The 19,292-nt window shown below is 72.1% G+C and carries 21 protein-coding genes; 9 read left to right on the top strand and 12 right to left on the bottom strand.

The genetic code is table 11. The features are described 5' to 3' along the window. Window positions 1–6: 6 nt before the first annotated feature. The 5 genes from ELY19_RS23105 (at window position 7) to ELY19_RS23085 (ending at window position 3,438) form a co-directional block, all read left to right on the top strand. Entirely contained in the window at window positions 7–810 is an 804-nt protein-coding gene (locus ELY19_RS23105) for an Fpg/Nei family DNA glycosylase (RefSeq protein ID WP_126198583.1), read from the top strand. An 82-nt stretch (window positions 811–892) separates the two neighbouring features. After that, window positions 893–1,888 (top strand): PE-PPE domain-containing protein, encoded by a 996-nt coding sequence (locus ELY19_RS23100; protein WP_126198582.1) that lies wholly within the window; start codon window positions 893–895, stop codon window positions 1,886–1,888. 17 nt (window positions 1,889–1,905) lie between these two features. Beyond that, complete coding sequence (locus ELY19_RS23095) at window positions 1,906–2,181, top strand: DUF3618 domain-containing protein (RefSeq protein WP_126198581.1); 276 nt, start codon at window positions 1,906–1,908, stop codon at window positions 2,179–2,181. Between the two features lie 5 nt (window positions 2,182–2,186). Then, window positions 2,187–2,570, top strand: a complete 384-nt coding sequence (locus ELY19_RS23090) for a hypothetical protein (protein ID WP_126198580.1) — start codon at window positions 2,187–2,189, stop codon at window positions 2,568–2,570. A 52-nt stretch (window positions 2,571–2,622) separates the two neighbouring features. After that, on the top strand, window positions 2,623–3,438 hold the full coding sequence (locus ELY19_RS23085; protein WP_126198579.1) for a hypothetical protein: 816 nt from the start codon (window positions 2,623–2,625) through the stop codon (window positions 3,436–3,438). Window positions 3,439–3,441: 3 nt separating this feature from the next. Here the strand turns inward: ELY19_RS23085 and metA are convergent, their stop codons facing one another. The 3 genes from metA to ELY19_RS23070 are packed head-to-tail and all read right to left on the bottom strand — an operon-like array spanning window position 3,442 to window position 5,650. Then, complete coding sequence (gene metA / locus ELY19_RS23080; protein WP_126198578.1) at window positions 3,442–4,356, bottom strand: homoserine O-acetyltransferase MetA; 915 nt, start codon at window positions 4,354–4,356, stop codon at window positions 3,442–3,444. A 53-nt stretch (window positions 4,357–4,409) separates the two neighbouring features. Then, entirely contained in the window at window positions 4,410–5,078 is a 669-nt protein-coding gene (locus tag ELY19_RS23075) for a hypothetical protein (protein WP_126198577.1), read from the bottom strand. Next, window positions 5,075–5,650, bottom strand: coding sequence for an HhH-GPD-type base excision DNA repair protein (locus ELY19_RS23070; protein ID WP_126198576.1), 576 nt, complete (start codon window positions 5,648–5,650; stop codon window positions 5,075–5,077). The genes ELY19_RS23075 and ELY19_RS23070 overlap by 4 nt, the downstream gene beginning before the upstream one ends. Before the next feature lie 100 nt (window positions 5,651–5,750). Between ELY19_RS23070 and ELY19_RS23065 the strand changes: the two genes are divergently transcribed. Beyond that, the gene (locus ELY19_RS23065; protein WP_126198575.1) at window positions 5,751–6,542 is read left to right on the top strand and encodes a crotonase/enoyl-CoA hydratase family protein; all 792 of its coding nucleotides are present in this window, start codon (window positions 5,751–5,753) and stop codon (window positions 6,540–6,542) included. 70 nt (window positions 6,543–6,612) lie between these two features. Here the strand turns inward: ELY19_RS23065 and ELY19_RS23060 are convergent, their stop codons facing one another. Both ELY19_RS23060 and ELY19_RS23055 read right to left on the bottom strand, forming a co-directional pair. Continuing rightward, a complete protein-coding gene (locus tag ELY19_RS23060) occupies window positions 6,613–7,281 on the bottom strand; it encodes a response regulator (RefSeq protein ID WP_126198574.1) in 669 nt (222 codons plus the stop codon). Beyond that, the gene (locus ELY19_RS23055; RefSeq protein WP_126198573.1) at window positions 7,278–8,471 is read right to left on the bottom strand and encodes a sensor histidine kinase; all 1,194 of its coding nucleotides are present in this window, start codon (window positions 8,469–8,471) and stop codon (window positions 7,278–7,280) included. The genes ELY19_RS23060 and ELY19_RS23055 overlap by 4 nt, the downstream gene beginning before the upstream one ends. Before the next feature lie 108 nt (window positions 8,472–8,579). Here ELY19_RS23055 and ELY19_RS23050 point away from each other — a divergent pair, with 108 nt between their 5' ends. Further along, window positions 8,580–8,798 carry a hypothetical protein gene (locus ELY19_RS23050; RefSeq protein ID WP_126198572.1) on the top strand — a complete coding sequence of 73 codons (219 nt, stop codon included), beginning with the start codon at window positions 8,580–8,582 and terminating at the stop codon, window positions 8,796–8,798. A gap of 61 nt (window positions 8,799–8,859) precedes the next feature. Next, window positions 8,860–10,356, top strand: a complete 1,497-nt coding sequence (locus tag ELY19_RS23045) for a cytochrome P450 (protein ID WP_126198571.1) — start codon at window positions 8,860–8,862, stop codon at window positions 10,354–10,356. A 2-nt stretch (window positions 10,357–10,358) separates the two neighbouring features. Here the strand turns inward: ELY19_RS23045 and ELY19_RS23040 are convergent, their stop codons facing one another. From ELY19_RS23040 to speB, 4 genes are read right to left on the bottom strand one after another with little or no spacing between them, the layout of a single operon-like run. Then, window positions 10,359–12,059: a flavin monoamine oxidase family protein gene (locus ELY19_RS23040; protein ID WP_126198570.1), complete on the bottom strand. Its 1,701-nt coding sequence runs from the start codon at window positions 12,057–12,059 to the stop codon at window positions 10,359–10,361. Window positions 12,060–12,082: 23 nt separating this feature from the next. Further along, window positions 12,083–12,874, bottom strand: a complete 792-nt coding sequence (locus tag ELY19_RS23035) for a carbon-nitrogen hydrolase family protein (protein WP_126198569.1) — start codon at window positions 12,872–12,874, stop codon at window positions 12,083–12,085. After that, window positions 12,871–14,301, bottom strand: coding sequence for an amino acid permease (locus ELY19_RS23030; protein ID WP_126198568.1), 1,431 nt, complete (start codon window positions 14,299–14,301; stop codon window positions 12,871–12,873). The genes ELY19_RS23035 and ELY19_RS23030 overlap by 4 nt, the downstream gene beginning before the upstream one ends. Then, a complete protein-coding gene (gene speB, locus ELY19_RS23025) occupies window positions 14,298–15,278 on the bottom strand; it encodes an agmatinase (RefSeq protein ID WP_126198567.1) in 981 nt (326 codons plus the stop codon). The genes ELY19_RS23030 and speB overlap by 4 nt, the downstream gene beginning before the upstream one ends. A gap of 138 nt (window positions 15,279–15,416) precedes the next feature. Here speB and ELY19_RS23020 point away from each other — a divergent pair, with 138 nt between their 5' ends. After that, on the top strand, window positions 15,417–15,977 hold the full coding sequence (locus ELY19_RS23020; protein ID WP_227967065.1) for a helix-turn-helix domain-containing protein: 561 nt from the start codon (window positions 15,417–15,419) through the stop codon (window positions 15,975–15,977). Here the strand turns inward: ELY19_RS23020 and ELY19_RS23015 are convergent. The 3 genes from ELY19_RS23015 to ELY19_RS23005 are packed head-to-tail and all read right to left on the bottom strand — an operon-like array spanning window position 15,974 to window position 19,237. Further along, on the bottom strand, window positions 15,974–17,605 hold the full coding sequence (locus ELY19_RS23015) for an FAD-binding protein (RefSeq protein WP_126198565.1): 1,632 nt from the start codon (window positions 17,603–17,605) through the stop codon (window positions 15,974–15,976). The genes ELY19_RS23020 and ELY19_RS23015 overlap by 4 nt on opposite strands. Before the next feature lie 49 nt (window positions 17,606–17,654). Continuing rightward, window positions 17,655–18,455 carry a crotonase/enoyl-CoA hydratase family protein gene (locus ELY19_RS23010; RefSeq protein WP_126198564.1) on the bottom strand — a complete coding sequence of 267 codons (801 nt, stop codon included), beginning with the start codon at window positions 18,453–18,455 and terminating at the stop codon, window positions 17,655–17,657. After that, window positions 18,452–19,237 (bottom strand): helix-turn-helix domain-containing protein, encoded by a 786-nt coding sequence (locus ELY19_RS23005; RefSeq protein ID WP_126198563.1) that lies wholly within the window; start codon window positions 19,235–19,237, stop codon window positions 18,452–18,454. The genes ELY19_RS23010 and ELY19_RS23005 overlap by 4 nt, the downstream gene beginning before the upstream one ends. Window positions 19,238–19,292 lie beyond the last annotated feature (55 nt).

The raw sequence follows: 19,292 nt of genomic DNA, 5'->3' as shown, positions 1-19,292 counted from the left end.
CCGTCCATGCCCGAGGGGCACACACTCCACCGGCTCGCCCTCGCCCACGACGCATTGTTCGGGGGTGAGGGCGTCCGCGTCTCCAGCCCACAGGGGCGGTTCGCGCCCGAGGCGAAGCGGCTCGACGGTCGCGTCTTCGAGCGCGCCGACTCCTGGGGCAAGCACCTCTGGCACCGCTACGAGGGCGGGTTGATCGTGCACGTCCACCTGGGGCTGTACGGCGCGTTCACCGACTTCGGGCTGGTCGACGGTGCGCCGCCCACCCCTGTCGGGCAGGTGCGCATGCGGATCGTCGGGCCGCGCGGCGGGACCGATCTGCGCGGCCCCACCGCGTGCCGGCTCGTCACCGAGGAGGAGGTCGACGGGGTGCTCGCACGCCTCGGGCCCGATCCGTTGCGCCCCGGCTCCGATCCCGCGGACGCGTGGCGCCGCATCGAGCGGTCGCGCCGGCCCATCGGGGCGCTGCTCATGGACCAGAAGGTGATGGCGGGGGTCGGCAACGTCTACCGCGCGGAGGTGCTCTTCCGTGCCGGTATCGACCCGCACCGCGAGGGCCGGGCCGTCTCCCGCGACGAGTTCCTGCGGGTGTGGGAGGACCTGGTGGCCCTCATGCCGATCGGCGTCGAGCGCGGGCGCATGCACGTCGTGCGGCCCGAGCACGACCACGGCGCGCCCTCGTACGCCGAGGACCGGCCCCGGACGTACGTCTACCGGCGCACCGGTGAACCCTGCCGGGTGTGCGGCACGCCGGTGCGCACCGAGGTCATGGAGGCGCGGAACCTGTACTGGTGCCCCACCTGTCAGAGCTGATGCGGCTGTTAGCTCCGACACATCACCGGTTTCTTAACATGGATTTCAGCTCGTTCTCATCCACGGGCGCAAGGGTTGTCGCATGAACGCGCTGACCGTCCACAGCAGGGCGGCCCGGCGACCGGCGGACGCCGGCCGGGCCAGGATCACCGTGCTCGCCGTCGGGGGCACGGGCGAATCCTGGATCGACGATCCCCGCACCGACGTCACCGGGATGCTCAGCCACGTCGTCGCCGAACTCGACGATCGTTTCGCCGCCCGCTGGGTCGGCTACCCCGCCTCCTACGGCCCGGTCCCCGTGCGCGACGGCATCTCCTTCGCGGAGTCCGTCGCGATCGGCGTGGAGCGCCTGCTCGCCGCGATCGCCGACAGCGACGGGCCCGTCGTGCTCATCGGGTACTCGCAGGGGTGCACCGTGGTCCGTCGGGTGCTGGGCGCCATGGCCGACGGTCCCGTCCTCGCGCCGCAGGTGATGGCGGCCGGGCTGATCTCGGACCCCGAGCGGCCGCAGGGCAGCGACCCGTCGTTGTGCGGATCGGGTGTCGCGGGCGACGGGCCGTCAGTGCCCGACGGCCTTCCCCTGCTGTGGATCTCGCACCCGCAGGACGTGATCTGCAACGCCAGCGTCGACTCCTTCGTCCGCGACATCGCGGACGCCACCGCGTACCTCACCCTGCGCGACCTCGCGACGTGGGCGCCGCGCGCCGCCGGCGAGTACCTCGGCAACCGGTTCCAGAACGCCACCCGCACCGCCTTCGGATCCCGGCAGTGGCGGCGTGATGTGAACCGGTTGCGGACGGCGGGCCGCGAGATCCTCGGCTACCTCCCGAAGGTGCGGTACCGGGGCCGCGACTTCAACCTGCGCGGCAACCGGCACACCGCGTACGCGACCGAGCCGCTCGCCCGGTTGCGACACGAGGACTACGAGCTCACGGGGTGCCAGATGCTGGCGCAATGGCTGCAGGTCCAGGCCACCTTCGCCCTCGCAGTGCGGCCGGATCGCGACGGCCCGGCCCCGCAGAGCAGTGCACCCGCGGCGGCTGGTCTAGAGTCGGAGAAGTATTTGCAGGCCGGCTGACCCGGAGGTAGAGCGAAGTGGCACGTGACACCGAGAGCATCGAGCGCGATATCGAGCGCGCCCGGGAGCAGCTGGCGGCGACGCTGGACCAGCTGGGGGAGCGCGCGGACCCGCGCAAGCTCGCCGAGCAGGCGCAGCAGTCGGTGGTCGCCACCGTGACCAAGCCGCCGGTGCTGGCCGCCGCGGCCGGGGTCGCCGTGCTCGCCGCGCTCGTGATCGGCGCGCGCTTCAAGCGGGCCCGCCGCGAGAAGCAGCTCATCCGCGCGATCGCCGAGGGCAAGATCTCGCTCTGACCCGCATGTATCGCACGAAACGGGGCGGCGCCGCTATCGGCGCCGCCCTCGTCGTCTCCGGGATGGCCGCGGCCTGCGGCGGCCCGGCGGCGACTCCGGTCGCCCTGCCCGCGACGTTCCCGGCGCAGCAGGTCCCGGTGGTCGGCGAGATCCGCAAGGCGGAGACCATCGAGGTCGGGCACCCGATGTGGCGGGTCACCGTCGAGGGGCGGGACACCGTCGCCGCCGCCCGTGCCCTGCTCGCGGCGGGCCTGACACCGGTCGCGCCGGGCGTCCCCCTCGACGCGGGCCGGATCGGAGCCGTCTACCGGGGACACGGCTTCACTGTCGGGATCTCGTCGGACGACGGGGACGTGACCTACGTCGTGAGCCCCACGCCCGGCGTCTGACCTCAGGGATTCTCCTGATTCCGGGATCGCGGATCGGCGGTACGCTGGGTGCATGGAGTTTCCGAAAGCATTGCTCGCCCCCGCCCGCGTCGGGCTGGCCGCGGCGGGCCTGGGGCTCGCCGCCGCCGAGACCTCGGTCGCGGTCGCCCGGGACGCCGTGGCGATGGCCGCGGACAGGATCGATCCCGGGTCCGCCGGCAGCACCCGCCACGAGAACCTGATCACCGCGGCCCAGCGCGTGCCCTACATCGTGCACCGCGTGTCCGACCTGCTCAGCGAGGACGGCGCGATCCACCGCGTGGCCGGCCCCGGCGGTGCGGCCGACCGGGTGGCGGACCTGTTCGACGAGGGCGGCCCCGTCGACCGTGTCATCCGGCCCGACGGTCCGCTCGACCGCGCCACGCGCGAGGGCGGCATCGTCGACGCGTTCACCGCGGAGGACGGCGTGGTCCAGAAGCTCGCGGAAGTGACCGACGCGATGAACCGGCTCACCCCGACCATCGCCGCGATGGGCCAGCGCCTCGGCGACATCGAGAACGTGGTGGGCGCGGCGAACACGGTCGCCGAGCCGGTGACCGACCTGTTGTCCAGCCTGCCGAAGTTCGCGCTGCGCACCGCGAACGAGGTCGCGAAAGCGGCGCAGCCCCGGCAGCCGCGTCCCGCGCGGGTGACGTCGTCCCCGACCGCGGTCGTGCCGCCGGCCCCCGTGCCGCCCGCCGTGGTCGTCGCCCCGGTGGTCGACGTCGAGGCCGTCGACGTGCGCCCGGCGTCGAGGACTCCGCAACCGTCGACCGCGGAGGATCGGGTCGTCGCGCCGGAGCGGCCCGCCGCGCGCGAGCCCGACGGCGAGGCGTCCGGGCGGGACTGACCGCTACGCGCCGTCCGGATCGAACGGCGTCTCCTGGTACACGCAGTAGTTGAGCCAGTTGCTGTACAGGAGGTTCCCGTGCCCGCGCCAACGGTTGGGCGGGACCGCCGCCGGGTCGTCGCCCGGGAAGTAGTGGGCGGGCGGCGCGACAGGGAGACCCTGGTCGCTGTCGCGGGCGTACTCACGGGCGAGGGTGTCCGCGTCGTACTCCGGGTGCCCCGTCACGTAGACCTGGCGCCCGTCGCCCGTGGCGGCCAGGTACACGCCCGCCTCGTCGCTGACGGCCAGGACGTCGACCTCGCCGGTGGCCTCCACGTCGGCCGCGTGGACGTCGGTGTGCCGCGAGTGCGGCGCCAGGAACTCGTCGTCGAAGCCGGTGACCACTGGTGAGCGCGCCTGTGTGAGCCGGTGCGGGAAGACTCCGGAGAGCTTCTGCGGCAGTTCGTGTTTCCCGACGCCGTAGTGGTGGTACAGCGCGGCCTGCGCGCCCCAGCACACGTGCAGGGTGGACTGCACGTTGGTCCGCGTCCAATCCAGGATCCGAGTCATCTCCGGCCAGTAGTCGACGTCCTCGAAGTCGAGCCGCTCCACCGGCGCACCGGTGATGATCAGGCCGTCGAAGTGCTGCTCGGCGACCTCGTCGAAGGTGGAGTAGAACGAGTCGAGGTGCTCCGATGCGGTGGTCCGCGAGACGTGGCTCGCCATGCGCAGCAGGGTGAGCTCGATCTGCAGCGGACTGTTGCTGAGCAGGCGCAGCAGCTGGGTCTCGGTGGTGACCTTCATCGGCATCAGATTGAGGATGGCGATCCGCATGGGGCGGATGTCCTGATGCCCGGCGCGGTCGTCGGACATGACGAAGACCTGCTCCGCGGCCAGGACGGCCCGGGCCGGGAGGTCGTGGGGCATGGTGACGGGCACGCGCCCAGCCTAGTTCAACCCCCGCCGCGACCGATTGCGGCCGTGAGGCCCCGCTAGGTGTACGACTTCGCGCAGATGGTGTAGACGGGGTCGTCGAAGAAGTAGCTGCGGTCCCATTCGCCCGAGCACCGGCCGGAGTCCTTGAGGCCGCCGACCACGGAGACGACGGTGATCGTTCCGGGCGCGCCGCATTGCGCGGCGGCCTTGATCCACGTTCCGGGCACGGGGGCGGTGTAGCAGTAGTTCACGTTGAGATTCGGCGTGAGGCAGTACCAGCGGCCGCGCGCGATCGAGGTCTGCTCGGCCCGGCACTTCTCGCCAGGGGGCATCACCTGGGTGACCTGGTACGGCGAGCCGCCGTCGTCGCAGTTGCCGACCTTCGGCGCCTCGGGCACGTCGTACAGGCAGTCGTTGATGCGGAAGACGGCGCCCGCGCCGGTCGTCGCCGATGCCGTGTCCTTGCCCGGGTCGGCACCGTTGGAGTCGCTGAGGAGTGCCGCCACCACGATGGCGGCGATGAGCGCGACCACGGAGGCGACGGCGACGAGTGCCACGATGACGTTGCGTCCGGTGTTGGGCTTCTGCGGCGGCGGGGGAGCGCTGCCCGGGACGGGGCCCGGTGCGGCCGGTCCCCGGGGCGGAGTGGGCAGGGGGATCGCCTGCGAGTAGGCCTGACCCGGTTGATGCGGGTTCTGCTCGCCGTAGGGACCCGGTCCGGTCATGCTCCCGCCTTCTTCCCGGCCGCCTTCATCTCCTTCTTGTACGCGCGGACCTTCTGGAGAGACTCGCCATCGACGACGTCCGCGACCGACCGGTACCCGGCCTTGCCGTAGTCGCCGACCGCCGTGGCCCAGCCGCGGGGCTTCACGCCGAGCTGCTTGCCGACGAGGGCGGCGAAGATCTTCGCCTTCTGCGCGCCGAAGCCGGGGAGGGCTTCGATCCGCTTGACCAGGTCGGCGCCGGAGGAGGCCTCGGTCCAGATCCGCTCGGCGTGGCCGTCGTACTCGTCGACCACGATCTGTGCGAGCGTCTGCAGGCGTGCGGCCATGGCACGGCCGTACCGGTGGATGGCGGGCGGCGTGGTGCACAGTTCCTCGAAGCGGACCGGATCGGCGACCGCGATGTCGCGCGGATCGATACTGCCGAACCGGTCGAGGACCTTCCACGGGCCCGCGAACGCGCGTTCCATCGGGAATTGCTGATCGAGAAGCATGCCCGCGAGCAGCGCGAACGGATGCTCGGAGAGCACTGCGTCCGACTCGGGTTCCCCCGTGATGTGCAACGTGACCGCCATGAGCGCCACTTTACTTCAGCCGTGCCTTCGCATACGGGGACCGACGCGGCGGTTAGGGTTGCAGAGAACGGCCAAGGCGAGGCGAAACGAGGAGAAGCGGATGTCGAACATCGACTACGAGGTGCGCGACGAGGTCGCCCACGTGCGGATCAATCGTCCTGAGAAGCACAACGGCCTCACTCTGGACATGATCGACGACCTCGCCAGGGCCGCCGACCGCGCGAAGAACGACCGCTCCCTGCGGGCCGTGATCCTGTCCGGCGAGGGCAGCTCGTTCAGCTCGGGACTCGACTTCGCCTCCGCGGGCAAGGAACAGCGCCGGCTGCTGATGAACTTCGTGCCGAAGCGCATCTCGGCGGCGAACAACTTCCAGGCCGCGGGGTGGGCGTGGCGAAGCGTGCCCGCGCCGGTGATCGCCGTGGTGCACGGCCACTGCTACGGCGGCGGCCTGCAGATCGCGCTGGGCGCGGACTTCCGCTACGCCTCGAGCGAGGCGGACTTCTCCATCCTCGAGGCCAAGTGGGGCCTGATTCCCGACATGTCGATCTCGGCGTCCATCGCCCAGCTCACCACCATCGACGTCGCGAAGCGGCTCACGATGACCGGCGAGATGTTCACCGCGAAGCAGGCGCTGGACTGGGGCCTCGTCACCGGCGTCTCCGCCGACCCGATGAAGGACGCGCTGGACCTGGTGGAGAAGCTCAAGGAGCGCTCGCCCGACGCGGTGGCCGCCTCGAAGGCGCTGTTCGAGAACACCTGGTACAGCGGTTCGCGCCTGTCCTTCCCCGTCGAGCAGGCCCTCCAGCTCGGCCTGATCCGCGGCAAGAACCACGTGATCGCCCGCACGGCGGCCATGAACAAGGAGAAGCCGGCGTTCATCGAGCGCCAGTAACCCGTCCCCGCGGCGGTTGAACACTGTTTCTGTTCGTTCCGACCTGCAGTTCCTCCGTCCGAAACAGTGTTCAACTGCGGGGCTGGACGATCCCGTGATCGAACGCGAAAACTATCGCCTCCGCGCGGTTGCGCACGCCGAGCTTGGTGAAGATCGAGCCGATGTGGCTCTTCACGGTGACGATCGAGATCACCAGCTCGGCGGCGATGTCGTCGTTCGACAGCCCACGGCCCACGAGCGCGAGCACGTCCACCTCCCGGGACGTCAGGCGCGCGTGTTCGTCCGACGGTGCCGTCACCACCGGTGCGGCCGTGCGGTACGTCTCGAGCACGCGGCCGGTGACCGCCGGGTCGAGCACCGCCTCCCCGCCGGCGACGAGACGGACGGCGCGGATGAGCTCCTCGGCGGGTGAGTCCTTGAGGACGAAGCCGGACGCGCCCGCCCGGAGCGCCTCGGACAGCAGGTCGTCGTCGCGGAACGTGGTGAGCACGAGCACCGGCGGTGCGTCGGGCGATGCGGTGAGGCGCCGGGTCGCCTCCATTCCGCTGACCCGTTTCATCCGCAGGTCCATCAGCACCACGTCGGGCGTGGACTCGGCGACGGCCGCGGTCACCCCGTCGCCGTCGGCGCACTCGCCCACGACCTCGAACCCGTCGCGGCGCCGCAGGATCCGGCGCAGCCCGAGCCGCACCAGGTCCTGATCGTCGACGAGCAGCAGGCGGATCGGTCGCTCACTCACGGGCGGTCTCCTTCGATCGAACCGGTCGGGCCGGAGGCGGATCCGGCGGGGAGGGTCGCCGCCACGAGCCAGGTCCCGTCGACGGGGCCGGCATCGAGCTCACCGCCGGCGCTCACGACGCGGGCCCGCATGCCCTCCAGGCCCGAGCCACCGGGGGCGCGCCGCGCACCGTCGGGCACGGGGCACGACACGCGCACGTCGAGCGCCCCGCCCGCACCGGGGCCGACGACGACGGACACCCGCGCGCCCGGCGCGTGTTTGACGGCGTTGGCGAGGGACTCCTGCACCACGCGGAAGGCGGCGAGACCCGCGCTCGCGCTGAGGTCCACCGCCGGTGCCCGGTGCTCCAGTTCCACGGCGAGCCCGGCACGCTCGAAGGACGCGACCAGCTCGGGGATGTCCGCGATCCCCGGTTGGGCCGATCCGGCGCCGTCGGTGCGCAGCAGCTCGATCGTGGTGCGGATGTCCTTCATCGCGGCGCGGCCCTGCGTCTCGGCATCGCGCAGGGCGTCGACCGCCTCGTCGCGGTCGTCGTCGGACTCGAGTGCCCGGCGGGCCGCCGTCACGTTGAGCAGCACCACCGCGAGGGAGTGCGCCACGACGTCGTGCACCTCACCCGCGATGGTCGCGCGGTCGAGGGCGATCCGGGAGGCGTGGGCGTCGCGCTCGGCGCGGAGCAGGAGCAGCTGGTTCTGCAGCAACTGGCCGACCGCTGCGCCGAAGCAGACGGTGAGCGCGATCAGCCAGCCCTGGTGGACGGCGCCGAGCAGCCCGGCGATGGTGACGACGGCGAGATACGCGATCAGGTGCACCGCCGTCACGCGCAGCGGGGTGACCGCGGCGACCTGGGTGATGCCGAGGATCACGATGAGCGGCACCACGTCGAACGGCGTGGGCGCGCACCAGAACAGCGATGCGGCGACCAGGACGGCGATCGAATGCGCGGTGAGGGAGAGGCGGCCGGTGCGGACCAGGCCGGCGGCGGTGTGGACGAGCGACAGCACGACGGCCCCGGTGAGGAGCGCCCACTGGGCGCCCGGCGGGCCGGCGAGGTACCTCGGGACCGCGGCCTCGACCACCAGTGCCAGCATCGCCGCCTCGGTGATCATCATGTAGTAGGGCGGGTACTCGTAGCCGAGCAGATCGAAGTCCCGCCGGTACCGCGCCTCCAACCACCGCAGCCAGCGCATGGTGTGCATCGTAGTCGCGCGACGACGCCCCGTCGCCCACCCTGGGGCGGATCCGCGCACCCGCCCCGGGGCGGAACCGGATTTCCTTCCTGGGCACGCTGACCTGCGGTGATCGACTTCGTAGCGTCGAAGTCGCCCCGGAACACCGACCGGGCACCGGAGAAGGAGAAGGCCATGATCACCGTTCTCGTCATCGCAGCGTTCGTCGTCGCGATCCTGTGGCTCACCCACGACCGCGACGGCCTCGACTTCGGCGCGCGCGACATCCACCGCGCGATGGCCGCCCGGGATCGCCGGACGGGTCCCACGGGTGTCGTCGTGCCCTGATGCCCGCGACGACCCGCCCGCGCGCCGCGGTCGGCGTGCACAATCGACGTAGGAGGACGCCATGACCACGATCACCCGAGCCTTCCGCACCGGGATCGGCACCGGACTGGGCGGCACCGTCGCACGCACCCTGTCCATCCCCGACCCCGCCTGGCACCTGCGTGATCCCGCGCGGCCCGGCGTGCACGGACGGAACGCGGACGAGGCCGGACCCGTCGGCGCCGAGGGCGCCGTGGCTCTGCGCGCGGCACCGTCGCTCCCGCTGGGGCCGCTCCGGGCCTCCCTGAGCTACACGCTGCGCGAGGGCGACGTGACGTTCCGGGCGGCGGAGCGGTACGGCGACGTCTTCCGGTCGGAGTTCGCCGGCGGCCCGGGGCAGGTGGTCCTGGTGTCGAACCCGGCGCACATCGCCTCACTGATGTCGCGGCCAGAGGAAGCCCCCTCGGCCACCCGGTTCTCGCCGCTGCGGCCGATCGTCGGCCCGGATTCCGTGCTCACCGCCGTCGGCCCGCGGCACAAGCAGCAGCGCGGCCTGCTGCTCCCGCAGTTCCACGGCCGCGCCGTCACCGAGTACCAGCGGCGGATCGACCTGGCGACGGCGCACCGCATCGACGACTGGGAGACGGGGGAGCCGGTACCGCTGGCCGACATCGGCCAGCAGATCACCCTCGACGTCATCATGTCCGCGGTCTTCGGCATCGAGGACGAGTCCGGTGCCACCGCCGCCGAGAGCGCGGTCCGCGCGTCGATGATCCGGCTGTTGCAGCTCTCGACGCACCCGCTCGCGACAGCGGTCCAGCTGGTGAACGCCCGCAGCCGCGAACCGCGCGGGGTGCTCAAGATGATCCTGCGCCCGCTCGACCGGGCCATCTACGCCGTCATCGCCGAGCGCCGCCGCGAGGGCGCCGACGGTGCCGACGGCGCCGGCCGGTCCGACATCCTCACCGTGCTGATGGCGGCCCGCGGCGATGACGGTGAGCCGTTGGCCGACAGTGAGATCCGTGACGAACTCCTGACCCTCGTCCTCGCCGGGCACGAGACCACCTCGAACTCGGTCGCCTGGACCTTCGAGCGGCTCACCCGCAACCCCGACGTGTACCGCCGATCCGTGGAGGCCGCCCGCGCCGGCGACGAGGGATACATCGAGGCGCTCATCAACGAGTCGATGCGCAGCCGGCCGGTGGTCCCGGTCGTCGCGCGGGAGCTGCTGTCGGACTGGCGGTTCGGGCCGTACGTCGTGGAGCGCGGCGTGATCGCCCTGATCTCGGTCCTGTTGCTGCACCACCGCGAGGACCTGTATCCGCGGCCCTTCGCCTTCGATCCCGAGCGCTTCCTCGGCGTCAAGCCGTCCCCGCAGAAGCTGATGCCCTTCGGCGGCGGGACGCGGCGCTGCCTCGGCGCGGGGCTGGCGATGGCGGAGCTGCGATCCGTGGTCACGCAGATTCTGCTGCGCGTCGACCTCGCGATGACCGACGCACCCGCCGAGCAGCCGCGGCACCGCAACGTCACCATGATCCCCGCGCACGGCGGCCTGGTGACGGCGCTGCGCCGCGACTGACCTCAGGCGCGCGTGCCGCGCACGTCGCCGAGCCGGACCGGTGCGATGTCCGCGAAGACGTCGCCCGGCCCGGGGTTGCTCGACGGTGCGCTCCCGCCCAGGTGGTGGACGACGCCCCACACCGCGTTCAGCGCGGTCTGCAGCGCGCCCTCGGCCCACCCGGCGGTCCACGAGATGTCGTCGCCGGCCAGGAAGAAGCCGCGGTGCCGCGGGTCGAGCGAGTCCTGCATGAAGTGCGTGTACAGCCGCTCCTGGTAGCGGTAGTGGCCGGGGAGGTTCGCCTTGAACGCGCCCATGAAGTACCGCTCCGTCTCCCAGGAGACGGTCTTGGGCGTCGCGATGATGTGGCTGCGGATGTCGACCCCGGGATAGATCTCGCCCAGCGACTTGAGCATGAGGTCCAGCCGCGCGTTCACGTCGAGTGGCAGCACCTTGAGCGAGTCGTCGGACCAGGTGTACGAGAGGCAGATGACGCCGGGCCGGTCGGGGCCGTGGTCGAGCAGGTAGGTGCCGCGGCTCATCCGGTCGGTGAGCGTCATGGACATCGTGTCGTGCCCCGTCGCGGGGTCGACGTCGCGCCAGAACGGGCGGTCGACGAGCGCGAAGACCTTGGAACTGCCCATGTAGTGGGTGCGTTCGACCGCCGTCCAGTGGTCGATCGGCAGCAGGTCGTCGTCGCAGTCGATGGTGTTGAGCAGCATCCACGCCTGGCCGGTGAAGATCGCCACCGGATAGGTCCGGGTCTCTCCGGCAGCGTCGGTGATCGTGTACGCGGGCGCACCGCCGGGGCCCGCGGTGCGCCGGATCGCCGTGACCGCCGGGCGGTGATCGCCGTCGTTGAGGTCCCGGACGGACCGCGCGCCGTCGAACGGGCTCTCCCAGAGGTGTCTCGGCAGGCGGTCCGCGCCGCCGACGATGCCGCGGTGATCGTCGTCCGCGGCCGTGCAGGTGACGCGGAGGATCTCCAGCATCGAATTGGGGTAGTCGGTGTCCCAGCCGCCGGTGCCGAACCCGACCTGCCCGAACAGTTCCCGGTGCGCGAAGGAGCGGAAGTGCTTGGACGCGGTGAGGAAACCGTAGAAGGTCTGGTCGTCGAGCTCCTCCACCAGGCGGGACCACACGGCGCGGATCCGCGGGACGTCGCGGGCGCGGATGGCGTCCTGCAGTTCGGCGGCGTCGGCGTAGTCGGCGAGCGTCGCGTCCCAGGCGCGGGCGACCTCCGCGAACTCGGGCGGGAGGTCGGCGGCGGTGCGCGCGTAGTGGCTGCGTCCCTTGAGATCGATCACCGTGCTCGGCGTCGCCTCGGCGAGCGGGTTGGGGAACGGCTCCGTGCGCAGGCCCGCGAGGTCGAGGTAGTGCTGCAGGGTGGTCGACGACGGCGGGAAGCGCATGGCGCCCATCTCCGCGACGAGGTCGTCGGCGTAGCCGTCGAAGCGTTCGCTCCGCATCCGGCCGCCGATCCGGTCGGCCTCGTAGACGACGGGTGTGAGGCCGATCCGCGCCAGCTCGTACGCGGCGGTCAGGCCGGCGAGGCCGGCGCCGATCACCGCGACCTCGGTGCCGCGCACGTCGTCGGGCACCGAGCCGAGGCCGTCGGGGTGGGTGACCCAGTCGTCGTAGGCGAACGGGAAGTCCGGGCCGAACATGGTCAGGGGCGCGTCCGAGCCGGACGGTCCGTGGGCGGGCATGGCGGGTTGGGTCATGTGGGCTCCTGGGGTCGAGGGGCTCAGTACAGATCGGCGCGCCGGTCGCGCAGGTAGGTGTTGGCGATACGCGCCTCGCGCAGCGCCGCGGGGCCGGCGCTGAAGGTCAGGAGGGCCTCGTCGCGCCCGGCGCGGGCGAGGACCTCGCCGTCGGGGCCGGCCGCGGTGCTCAGGCCGCAGTACTCGAGCGAGGTCTCCCGCCCGCAGTGGTTGGTGTAGGCGATGTACAGCTGGCTCTCGAAGGCTCGGACCGGCACCACCTGTTCCGCGATCCGGCCGAACGGCTCCATCAGGCCCGTCGGGATCAGGAGCAGGTCGGTGCCCGCGTCGGCGTGGGCGCGGACGGCCTCGGGGAACTCGACGTCGTAGCAGATGAGCAGGCCGCAGGTGAGTCCGCCGAACGGGAACGTCACGGGCAGTTCGTCGCCCGGTGCGAAGGCATCGCGGTCGAGGTCGCCGAACAGGTGCGTCTTGCGGTAGTGCGCGCGTTCGGTGCCGTCGGGAGCGACAACGGTGACGGCGTTGAACACCCGGTCGTCGTCGCGCTCCGCGTAGCCGCCGACGACCGTCACGTCGTGCCGGGCCGCGATGGCGGCGAGCGCATCGTGGTACTCGCCGCCGCGGGGCCGCGCCAATCGCGCCACCTCCGCCCCGATGTCGTACCCCGTCACCGACATCTCGGGCGTGACGAGCAGGCGTGCTCCGCGCTCGGCGGCGCGGGCGGCGGCTCCGTCGATCGCCGCCAGGTTCCGCGCGACATCCGGCTGGGGCCCGAGGCCCTCCGGACCCTGGTACATCGCGACGGTGAGCGTCATCGCGAGGCCTTCGCGACGCCGTCCCGCAGCCGCGAGTTCCGGTACCCGTAGGCGAAGTACACGGCCAGGCCGACCACGGTCCACAGGCCGAACGCGATCCACGTGGGCGCCTTCATCTGGAACATGAGGAGCACGCAGAACAGGACGCCGAGGACGGGGACGAGCGGGAACAGCGGAGTCCTGAAGGTGCGGGGCAGGTCGGGCCGGGTGTAGCGGAGCACGATCACGCCGATGTTGACCAGCGCGAACGCGAACAGCGACCCGATGGACGTCGCGTTCGCGAGCTCGCCGAGCGGCACCAGGCCCGCGAGCAGCGCGACCAGGGTGCCGACGATGAGGATGTTGCGCACCGGCACGAAGGTGCGCGGGTTGACCTTCGCGAAGACCGGCGGGACGAGGCCGTCGCTGCCCATCGTGTACAGGATGCGGGTCTGGCCGTACAGCACCGCCAGCACGACGCTGGCGATCGCGATCACCGCGCCGATGGACAGGACCACGGACGGCCAGGTGCTCTGTGTGACGTCGGTGAGGATCTTCGCGAGGGAGGCCTCGGTGCCGCCGAACTCCTGCCAGGGCATCGCGCCGACCGCGGCGAGCGCGACGAGGCAGTACAGCAGGGTGATGATGCCGAGGGAGAGGATGATCGCCCGCGGCAGGTCGCGCGTGGGGTTCTTCGCCTCGTTGCCGGCGGTGGAGGCGGCGTCGAAACCGATGTAGGAGAAGAAGACCATCGCCGCCGCGGCGGTGACCCCACCGACGCCGAAGGGCATGAACGGCTGCAGGTTCCCGGCGTCGAAGGCGGTGAACGCGATGGCGCAGAAGAACACCAGCACGCACACCTTGAGAACCACCATCGCCGTGTTGAGCCGGGCGCTCTCGGTGGCGCCGCCCACCAGCACGAGGCAGGCGAGCGCGACGATCACCATGGCCGGAACGTTCACGACGCCGCCGTCGCCGGGCGGGGCGGCGAGGGCCGTCGGCAGCTGGACCCCGAAGACGGTGTGGAGGAGCTCGTTGATGTACTGGCCCCAGCCGACCGCGACGGCGGCGACGGAGACGCCGTATTCGAGGAGCAGGCACCAGCCGCAGACCCACGCGAACAGCTCGCCGATCGTCGCGTAGGCGTACGAGTAGGAACTGCCCGAGACGGGGATGGTGCCCGCCATCTCGGCGTAGGAGAGCGCGGAGAACAGCGCCGTCACCGCGGCGAGGATGAAGGCGACGATCACCGCGGGGCCGGCGTCCGGCGTCGCCTCACCGAGGATCACGAAGATGCCGGTGCCCAGCGACGCGCCGATCGACAGCGCCGTCAGGTGACCGAGGCCCATCGACCGCTTGAGCTGCGGGCCCTCGTGTTCGGCGGCGCTGTCGCGCAGGATGCGGTCGACGGGCTTGCGGGCGAGCAGGCCCGCCGTGAACGGGGTCACCGGGCGTTCACCGCGAGCACGGAGAGCAACTCGTACGCCACGTGGGCCGCCGCGATGCCGGTGAGTTCGGCGTGGTCGTAGGGCGGTGCGACCTCGACCACGTCGGCGCCCACGACGTCGGTGCCGACGAGCGCACGGAGCGTGTTGAGCAGCTCGCGGCTCGTCATCCCGCCCGCCTCGGGAGTGCCGGTGCCGGGCGCGTGCGCGGGGTCGAGCACGTCGATGTCGACGGAGACGTAGACGGGGCCGCCGGCACCGTCGGGCCCAGCGAGGCGCCGGCGCATGCGCTCGATCACGCAGTCCAGTCCGTCGTTCTCGTAGTCGTCGGAGCGCACCACCTGGAAGCCGAGCACGCCGTCGGCGGTGAGGTCCTGCTCGCCGTAGAGCGGGCCGCGGATGCCGATGTGCATGGAGCGCTCGAGGTCGATCAGACCCTCCTCGCTGGCGCGCCGGAACGGGGTGCCGTGCGTGTACGGGGCGCCGAAGTAGGTGTCCCAGGTGTCGAGGTGCGCGTCGAAGTGCAGCACCGCGACCGGTCCGCGGTCGGCGGCGACGGCCCGCAGGATCGGCAGGGCGAGGGTGTGGTCGCCGCCCAGGGTGAGCACCTTCGATCCGGCGGACCGCAGCCGCGCGATCTCGGCCTGCACGGTGCCGAGGGCCTCCTCGATGTTGAACGGATTCACCGGCAGGTCGCCGGCGTCGGCCACCTGGTGCACGGCGAACGGCGACACGTCCAGCGCGGGGTTGTAGGGGCGCAGCAGCTTCGACGACGCCCGGATGTGGCCCGGTCCGAACCGCGCGCCGGGGCGGTAGCTCACTCCCGAGTCGAAGGGGATCCCGAGCAGGGCGACGGCGGCACCGTCGACCTCGTCGAGGCGGGGCAGGCGGGCGAAGGTCTCGGGTCCGCAGTAGCGGGGGACGAGGCTCGCGTCCACCGGTCCGCGGGGCTGAGAGGGACTCTGGGTTTCGTCGGACACGGATGGATCCTCTCGCAGGGGCTGCTTCTGTGGGCCGGATCACATAGTGTGGGACGTCGACCGACTTGTCAACTCGAGTTTCCTGAAAGGAAACATCTGTTGGATGCAGCTGCTCCGGGGAGGGATGACGTCCTCCCCGTGCCGGATCAGGTGGGCGCGGCGCTGAAGGCCGCCCGCCGCGCCCGTCGCCTCACGCTCGCGGAGGTCGCTGAGCGTACCGGCGTCACCAAGGGCTACCTGTCGAAGGTCGAACGGGGCCTCGCAGCACCGTCGATGGCGGTCCTGGTGCGGTGGTGCGACGTGTTGGACGTGCCCGTCGGGTCCCTGTTCGACGGTGGCGCGGCCGGCTCGCTCGTGCGCGCCGATGCCTACCCGCCGGTGCGGTTCGGCGGCGACGGCCTCGCGGAGTTCCTGCTCACGCCGTCGGGGGAACGGCGCGTGCAGGTGCTGCTGAGCGAGATCGCGCCGGGCGGCGGCAGCGGCGACGAGGCCTACTCCCTCCCGGCCGAGGTGTCGTTCGTCCTGGTGCAGGGCGGCACGCTGCGGTTGGCGTTCCCGCCGGAGCCCGGCGTGGAGTTGGGGGTCGGCGACGCGATGACCTTCGATCCGGGGCGCCCGCACGTCTTCGCCGCGGGACCCGACGGTGCGCGTGTGCTCTGGGTGATGGCTCCGGCGCTGCCCGCGGGGGAGCGGCGCTAGGGGGCCTGCGGGGATCCGTCGCGCGCCCCCGACGCCGCCACCGCGGCGTGCGTCCCGGCGCGCCGGCCGGAGAAGATGCAGTCAGCCAGGGAGAGTCCGCTGACGTAGGAGTTCGAACAGATCCCGACGGCCGTGCGCCCGGCCGCGAACAGCCCGCCGACGGGCTCGCCCGCCGCGGTGCGGACCGCGCCGGTCTTCTCGTCGACCACGAGCCCGCCCAGGGTGAGCATCGGCATCGGGTACGTCATCCGGTCGCTGAACGAGATGTCGAGCAGAGTGAACGGCGCGCGGAGCGCGGGCCGGCGGAGGTCGTCGGGCTTGCCGAGTGGATCGGGCCGGCCCTCCGCGATGGCGTCGTTGTGCGCGTCGACGGTGCGCCGCAGCCCGGCGGGGTCGATCCCGGCGCGGCGCGCGGCCTCCTCGACGGTGGGGGCGGAGACGCTGCCGATGCGCAGCAGCCGCTCGAGCTGGAGGCGCTGGAACCACACGGTCTGCCCGCGCATCTGTTCGCGGGCCCGGGCCGCGAGCTCGGCGTCCACGAGCAGCCATGCGCGGTGTCCGGGCGCCTGCGCGATGGAGGCGCCCAATGCGGCGCCGTACCGCGATTCGTCGACCATGCGCCGACCGTCTGCGTCGACGGCGAGCGCGCCCAGGTACGCGCTCGGCGGTGCGATGAACCGCCAGTTCGAGAGCGAGTCCATGCGGTCCGTCGCGCCGCCGACGGAGCGTCCGAGGGTGATGCCGCTCCCGTCGTCGCCGGCGGTGCCCAGCGGTAGGCCCTCCGACCAGGGGTACCCCGGCGCGTGCTCGCGGACCATCGCGCCGTTCGCGATGAAGCCGCCGGTGCTGAGGACGACGCCGGACCGGGCGCGGATGCGGACCGGCCGTCCGTGGCGCCGCTCGACCCGCGCCAGTAGCCGCTGCATCGTCGCGCGCAGCCCCTGGTGGTAGACGCCGGGCTTCGCCGAGATCCGGGTGAGGACGGCGAACCGTCGGCGGACCGCGGACGGCGCGTCCTCGATCGTGACCGCCTCGACGCCCACGACCCGACCGCTCTCGACGACGAGGCCGGTCACCCTGGTCCCGGTCCGCACGCGGACGCCGTGGGCGGCGGCCGATGCGGCGAGCGGGCCGTAGAGCTTCTTGCCGGAGACGCCGGGCCCGTGGGCGCGGTGGCCGCGCGGGCGGGGTGTCGCCGCGTCGCGGAAACCGCCGGAGTTCTCGCTGCCCGAGAAGTACAGGTAGTAGTCGTCGGTGGGATAGGACGTCTTGAACGGGCACAGCGACGGATCGAAGGGCACGCCGTGTCCCATCAGCCAGTCGATCATCGCCGGGGACTGCTCGCAGAAGCGTCGCAGGGTCTCCTCGGACACCGCTTCGCCCACCTCGAGACGGAGGTACGAGAACATGTTCTCCGCATCGTCATCGATGCCCGCCGCTCGCTGGATCCTGGTGCCGCCGCCTGCGTAGACGATGCCGCCGGAGAGGTTCGTCGCGCCGCCGCCGAGGTAGCGGTCGATGGCGAGCACGTCGGCGCCGGATTCACGGGCCGCCAGCGCTGCCGCGGCGCCCGCGCCTCCGTACCCCACGACCACCACGTCTGCTGTCGCATCCCAGTCCAGCGCCATGCGCGGACTATAACGCGTTCTAGCGTTGTGGGGTTCGGTTCCGCTGAGGTCAGTGACCCGTGAACCGCGGCGGGCGCTTGTCGAGCATCGCGGCGACCGCCTCGTGATGGTCGGCGGTGGAGTGCGCGATCGTCTGCATCGCCGCGGACAGTTCGAGCAGGGCGTCCAGGCTCTGGTGCTGGCCCTCGCGCAGCAGCCGCTTGGTCATGCGCAGCGCCTGCGGCGGGTTCGCGGCGACCCGGGCGGCCAGCGCACGCGCCGCGGTCAGGAGCTCGTCCGGCTCGACCACGCTGGACACCATGCCCCAGTCCAGCGCGGTGGCCGCGTCGACCGGCTCGCCGGTGAGCGCCATCTCCGTGGCGCGCGCCATGCCGACGATGCGCGGCAGCAGCCAGGCACCCCCGTCGCCGGGAATGAGCCCGACCTTGACGAAGCTCTCGGCGAAGACGGCCCGGGTCGATGCCACCCGCAGGTCGCACATCATCGCGAGATCGCAGCCCGCGCCGATCGCCGGGCCGTTGACGGCCGCCACCGTCGGGACCTCGCAGTGGTACAGCGCGCGGGGAATGCGCTGGATGCCGTGCCGGTAGCCCTGCCGCTGCTGCGCCGCGGTGCCGCCGAACATCCCCTCCTTGTCGCGCATGTGCTTGACGTTGCCGCCCGAGCTGAACGCCGAGCCGGCGCCCGTGAGGATCGCCACCCGCACCTCGTCGTCGCGGTTCACGGCGTCGACCGCGTTCTCGATCGCCTCGATCATCGCCTCGTCGGAGACGGGATTCCGGGCGGCCGGGTCGTTCAGGGTCCAGGTGACGACGGGGCCGTCGCGCTCGATCAGGAGAGGTTCGGTCATGGGGAGACCCTATGTCCTCGGGGCGTCGGCCGGACTCGTGATGGCGGCGTGCCGAACTCCGCGGTGAACGCGGCCGTGAAGGCGGCGGGAGTCGCGTAGCCCAGTCGCTCGGCGGTCTCCGTGACCGTCGCCGTGCGCAGCATCGGCAGCGCCGCGAGCAGGCGGGCCCGGCGGCGCCAGGAGGCCGGGCTCGAGCCGGTCGCGGCGCGGAACCGGGCGGTGAAGGCGCGCTCGCTCCGGCCGCAGCGGGCGGCCCACACGCGGTTGTCGACCGCCACGTCGGGCGCGGCGAGGTACTCCCGGCACAGCGCGAGCAGCTCCGGGTCGGCGGGGAACGGGACGTGCAGCGGGAGTGGTGCGAGCGCGGCGATCTCGTGCAGCAGGAGCGCCGCGACGGCCCCGTCGCGCCCGGCGGCGTCGTACTCGGGCCGCATGTCGACCGCCGCGAGGAGGAGCTCGCGCAGCAGGGGCGTCACGTCGACCACCGTGCAGCGGGCCGGCCACCAGGGCGCCGCCGCCGGCTCGATGTAGAGGCTGCGGGTGCTCACGCCGGAGTAGCGGACACCGTGGGTCACACCCGGCGGGATGAGCACGGCGCGATCGGTCGGTACGGTCCACGCCCCGTCGTCGGTGTCGACCTCCATGACGCCGGTCGCGGCGTAGAGGAACTGTGCGCGCCGGTGACGGTGCGGGGCTTGTTCGAAGCCATCGGGATAGTCGGTGCCGACGGCGAGCACATCGCGCGGCAGGTCCTCCAGCGCCGCGACCGGAACGTTCCGCATGGACCCACCCTACCGACACTCGATGGTTTCTCGCCGACCATCGATTGCCGGTGCC

The sequence above is a fragment of the Tsukamurella paurometabola genome (assembly GCF_900631615.1).
GTDB classification, from domain to species: domain Bacteria; phylum Actinomycetota; class Actinomycetes; order Mycobacteriales; family Mycobacteriaceae; genus Tsukamurella; species Tsukamurella paurometabola_A.
The sequence above is the reverse complement of the archived record's forward strand: the minus strand, read 5'-3'. Positions and strand labels throughout refer to the sequence as shown.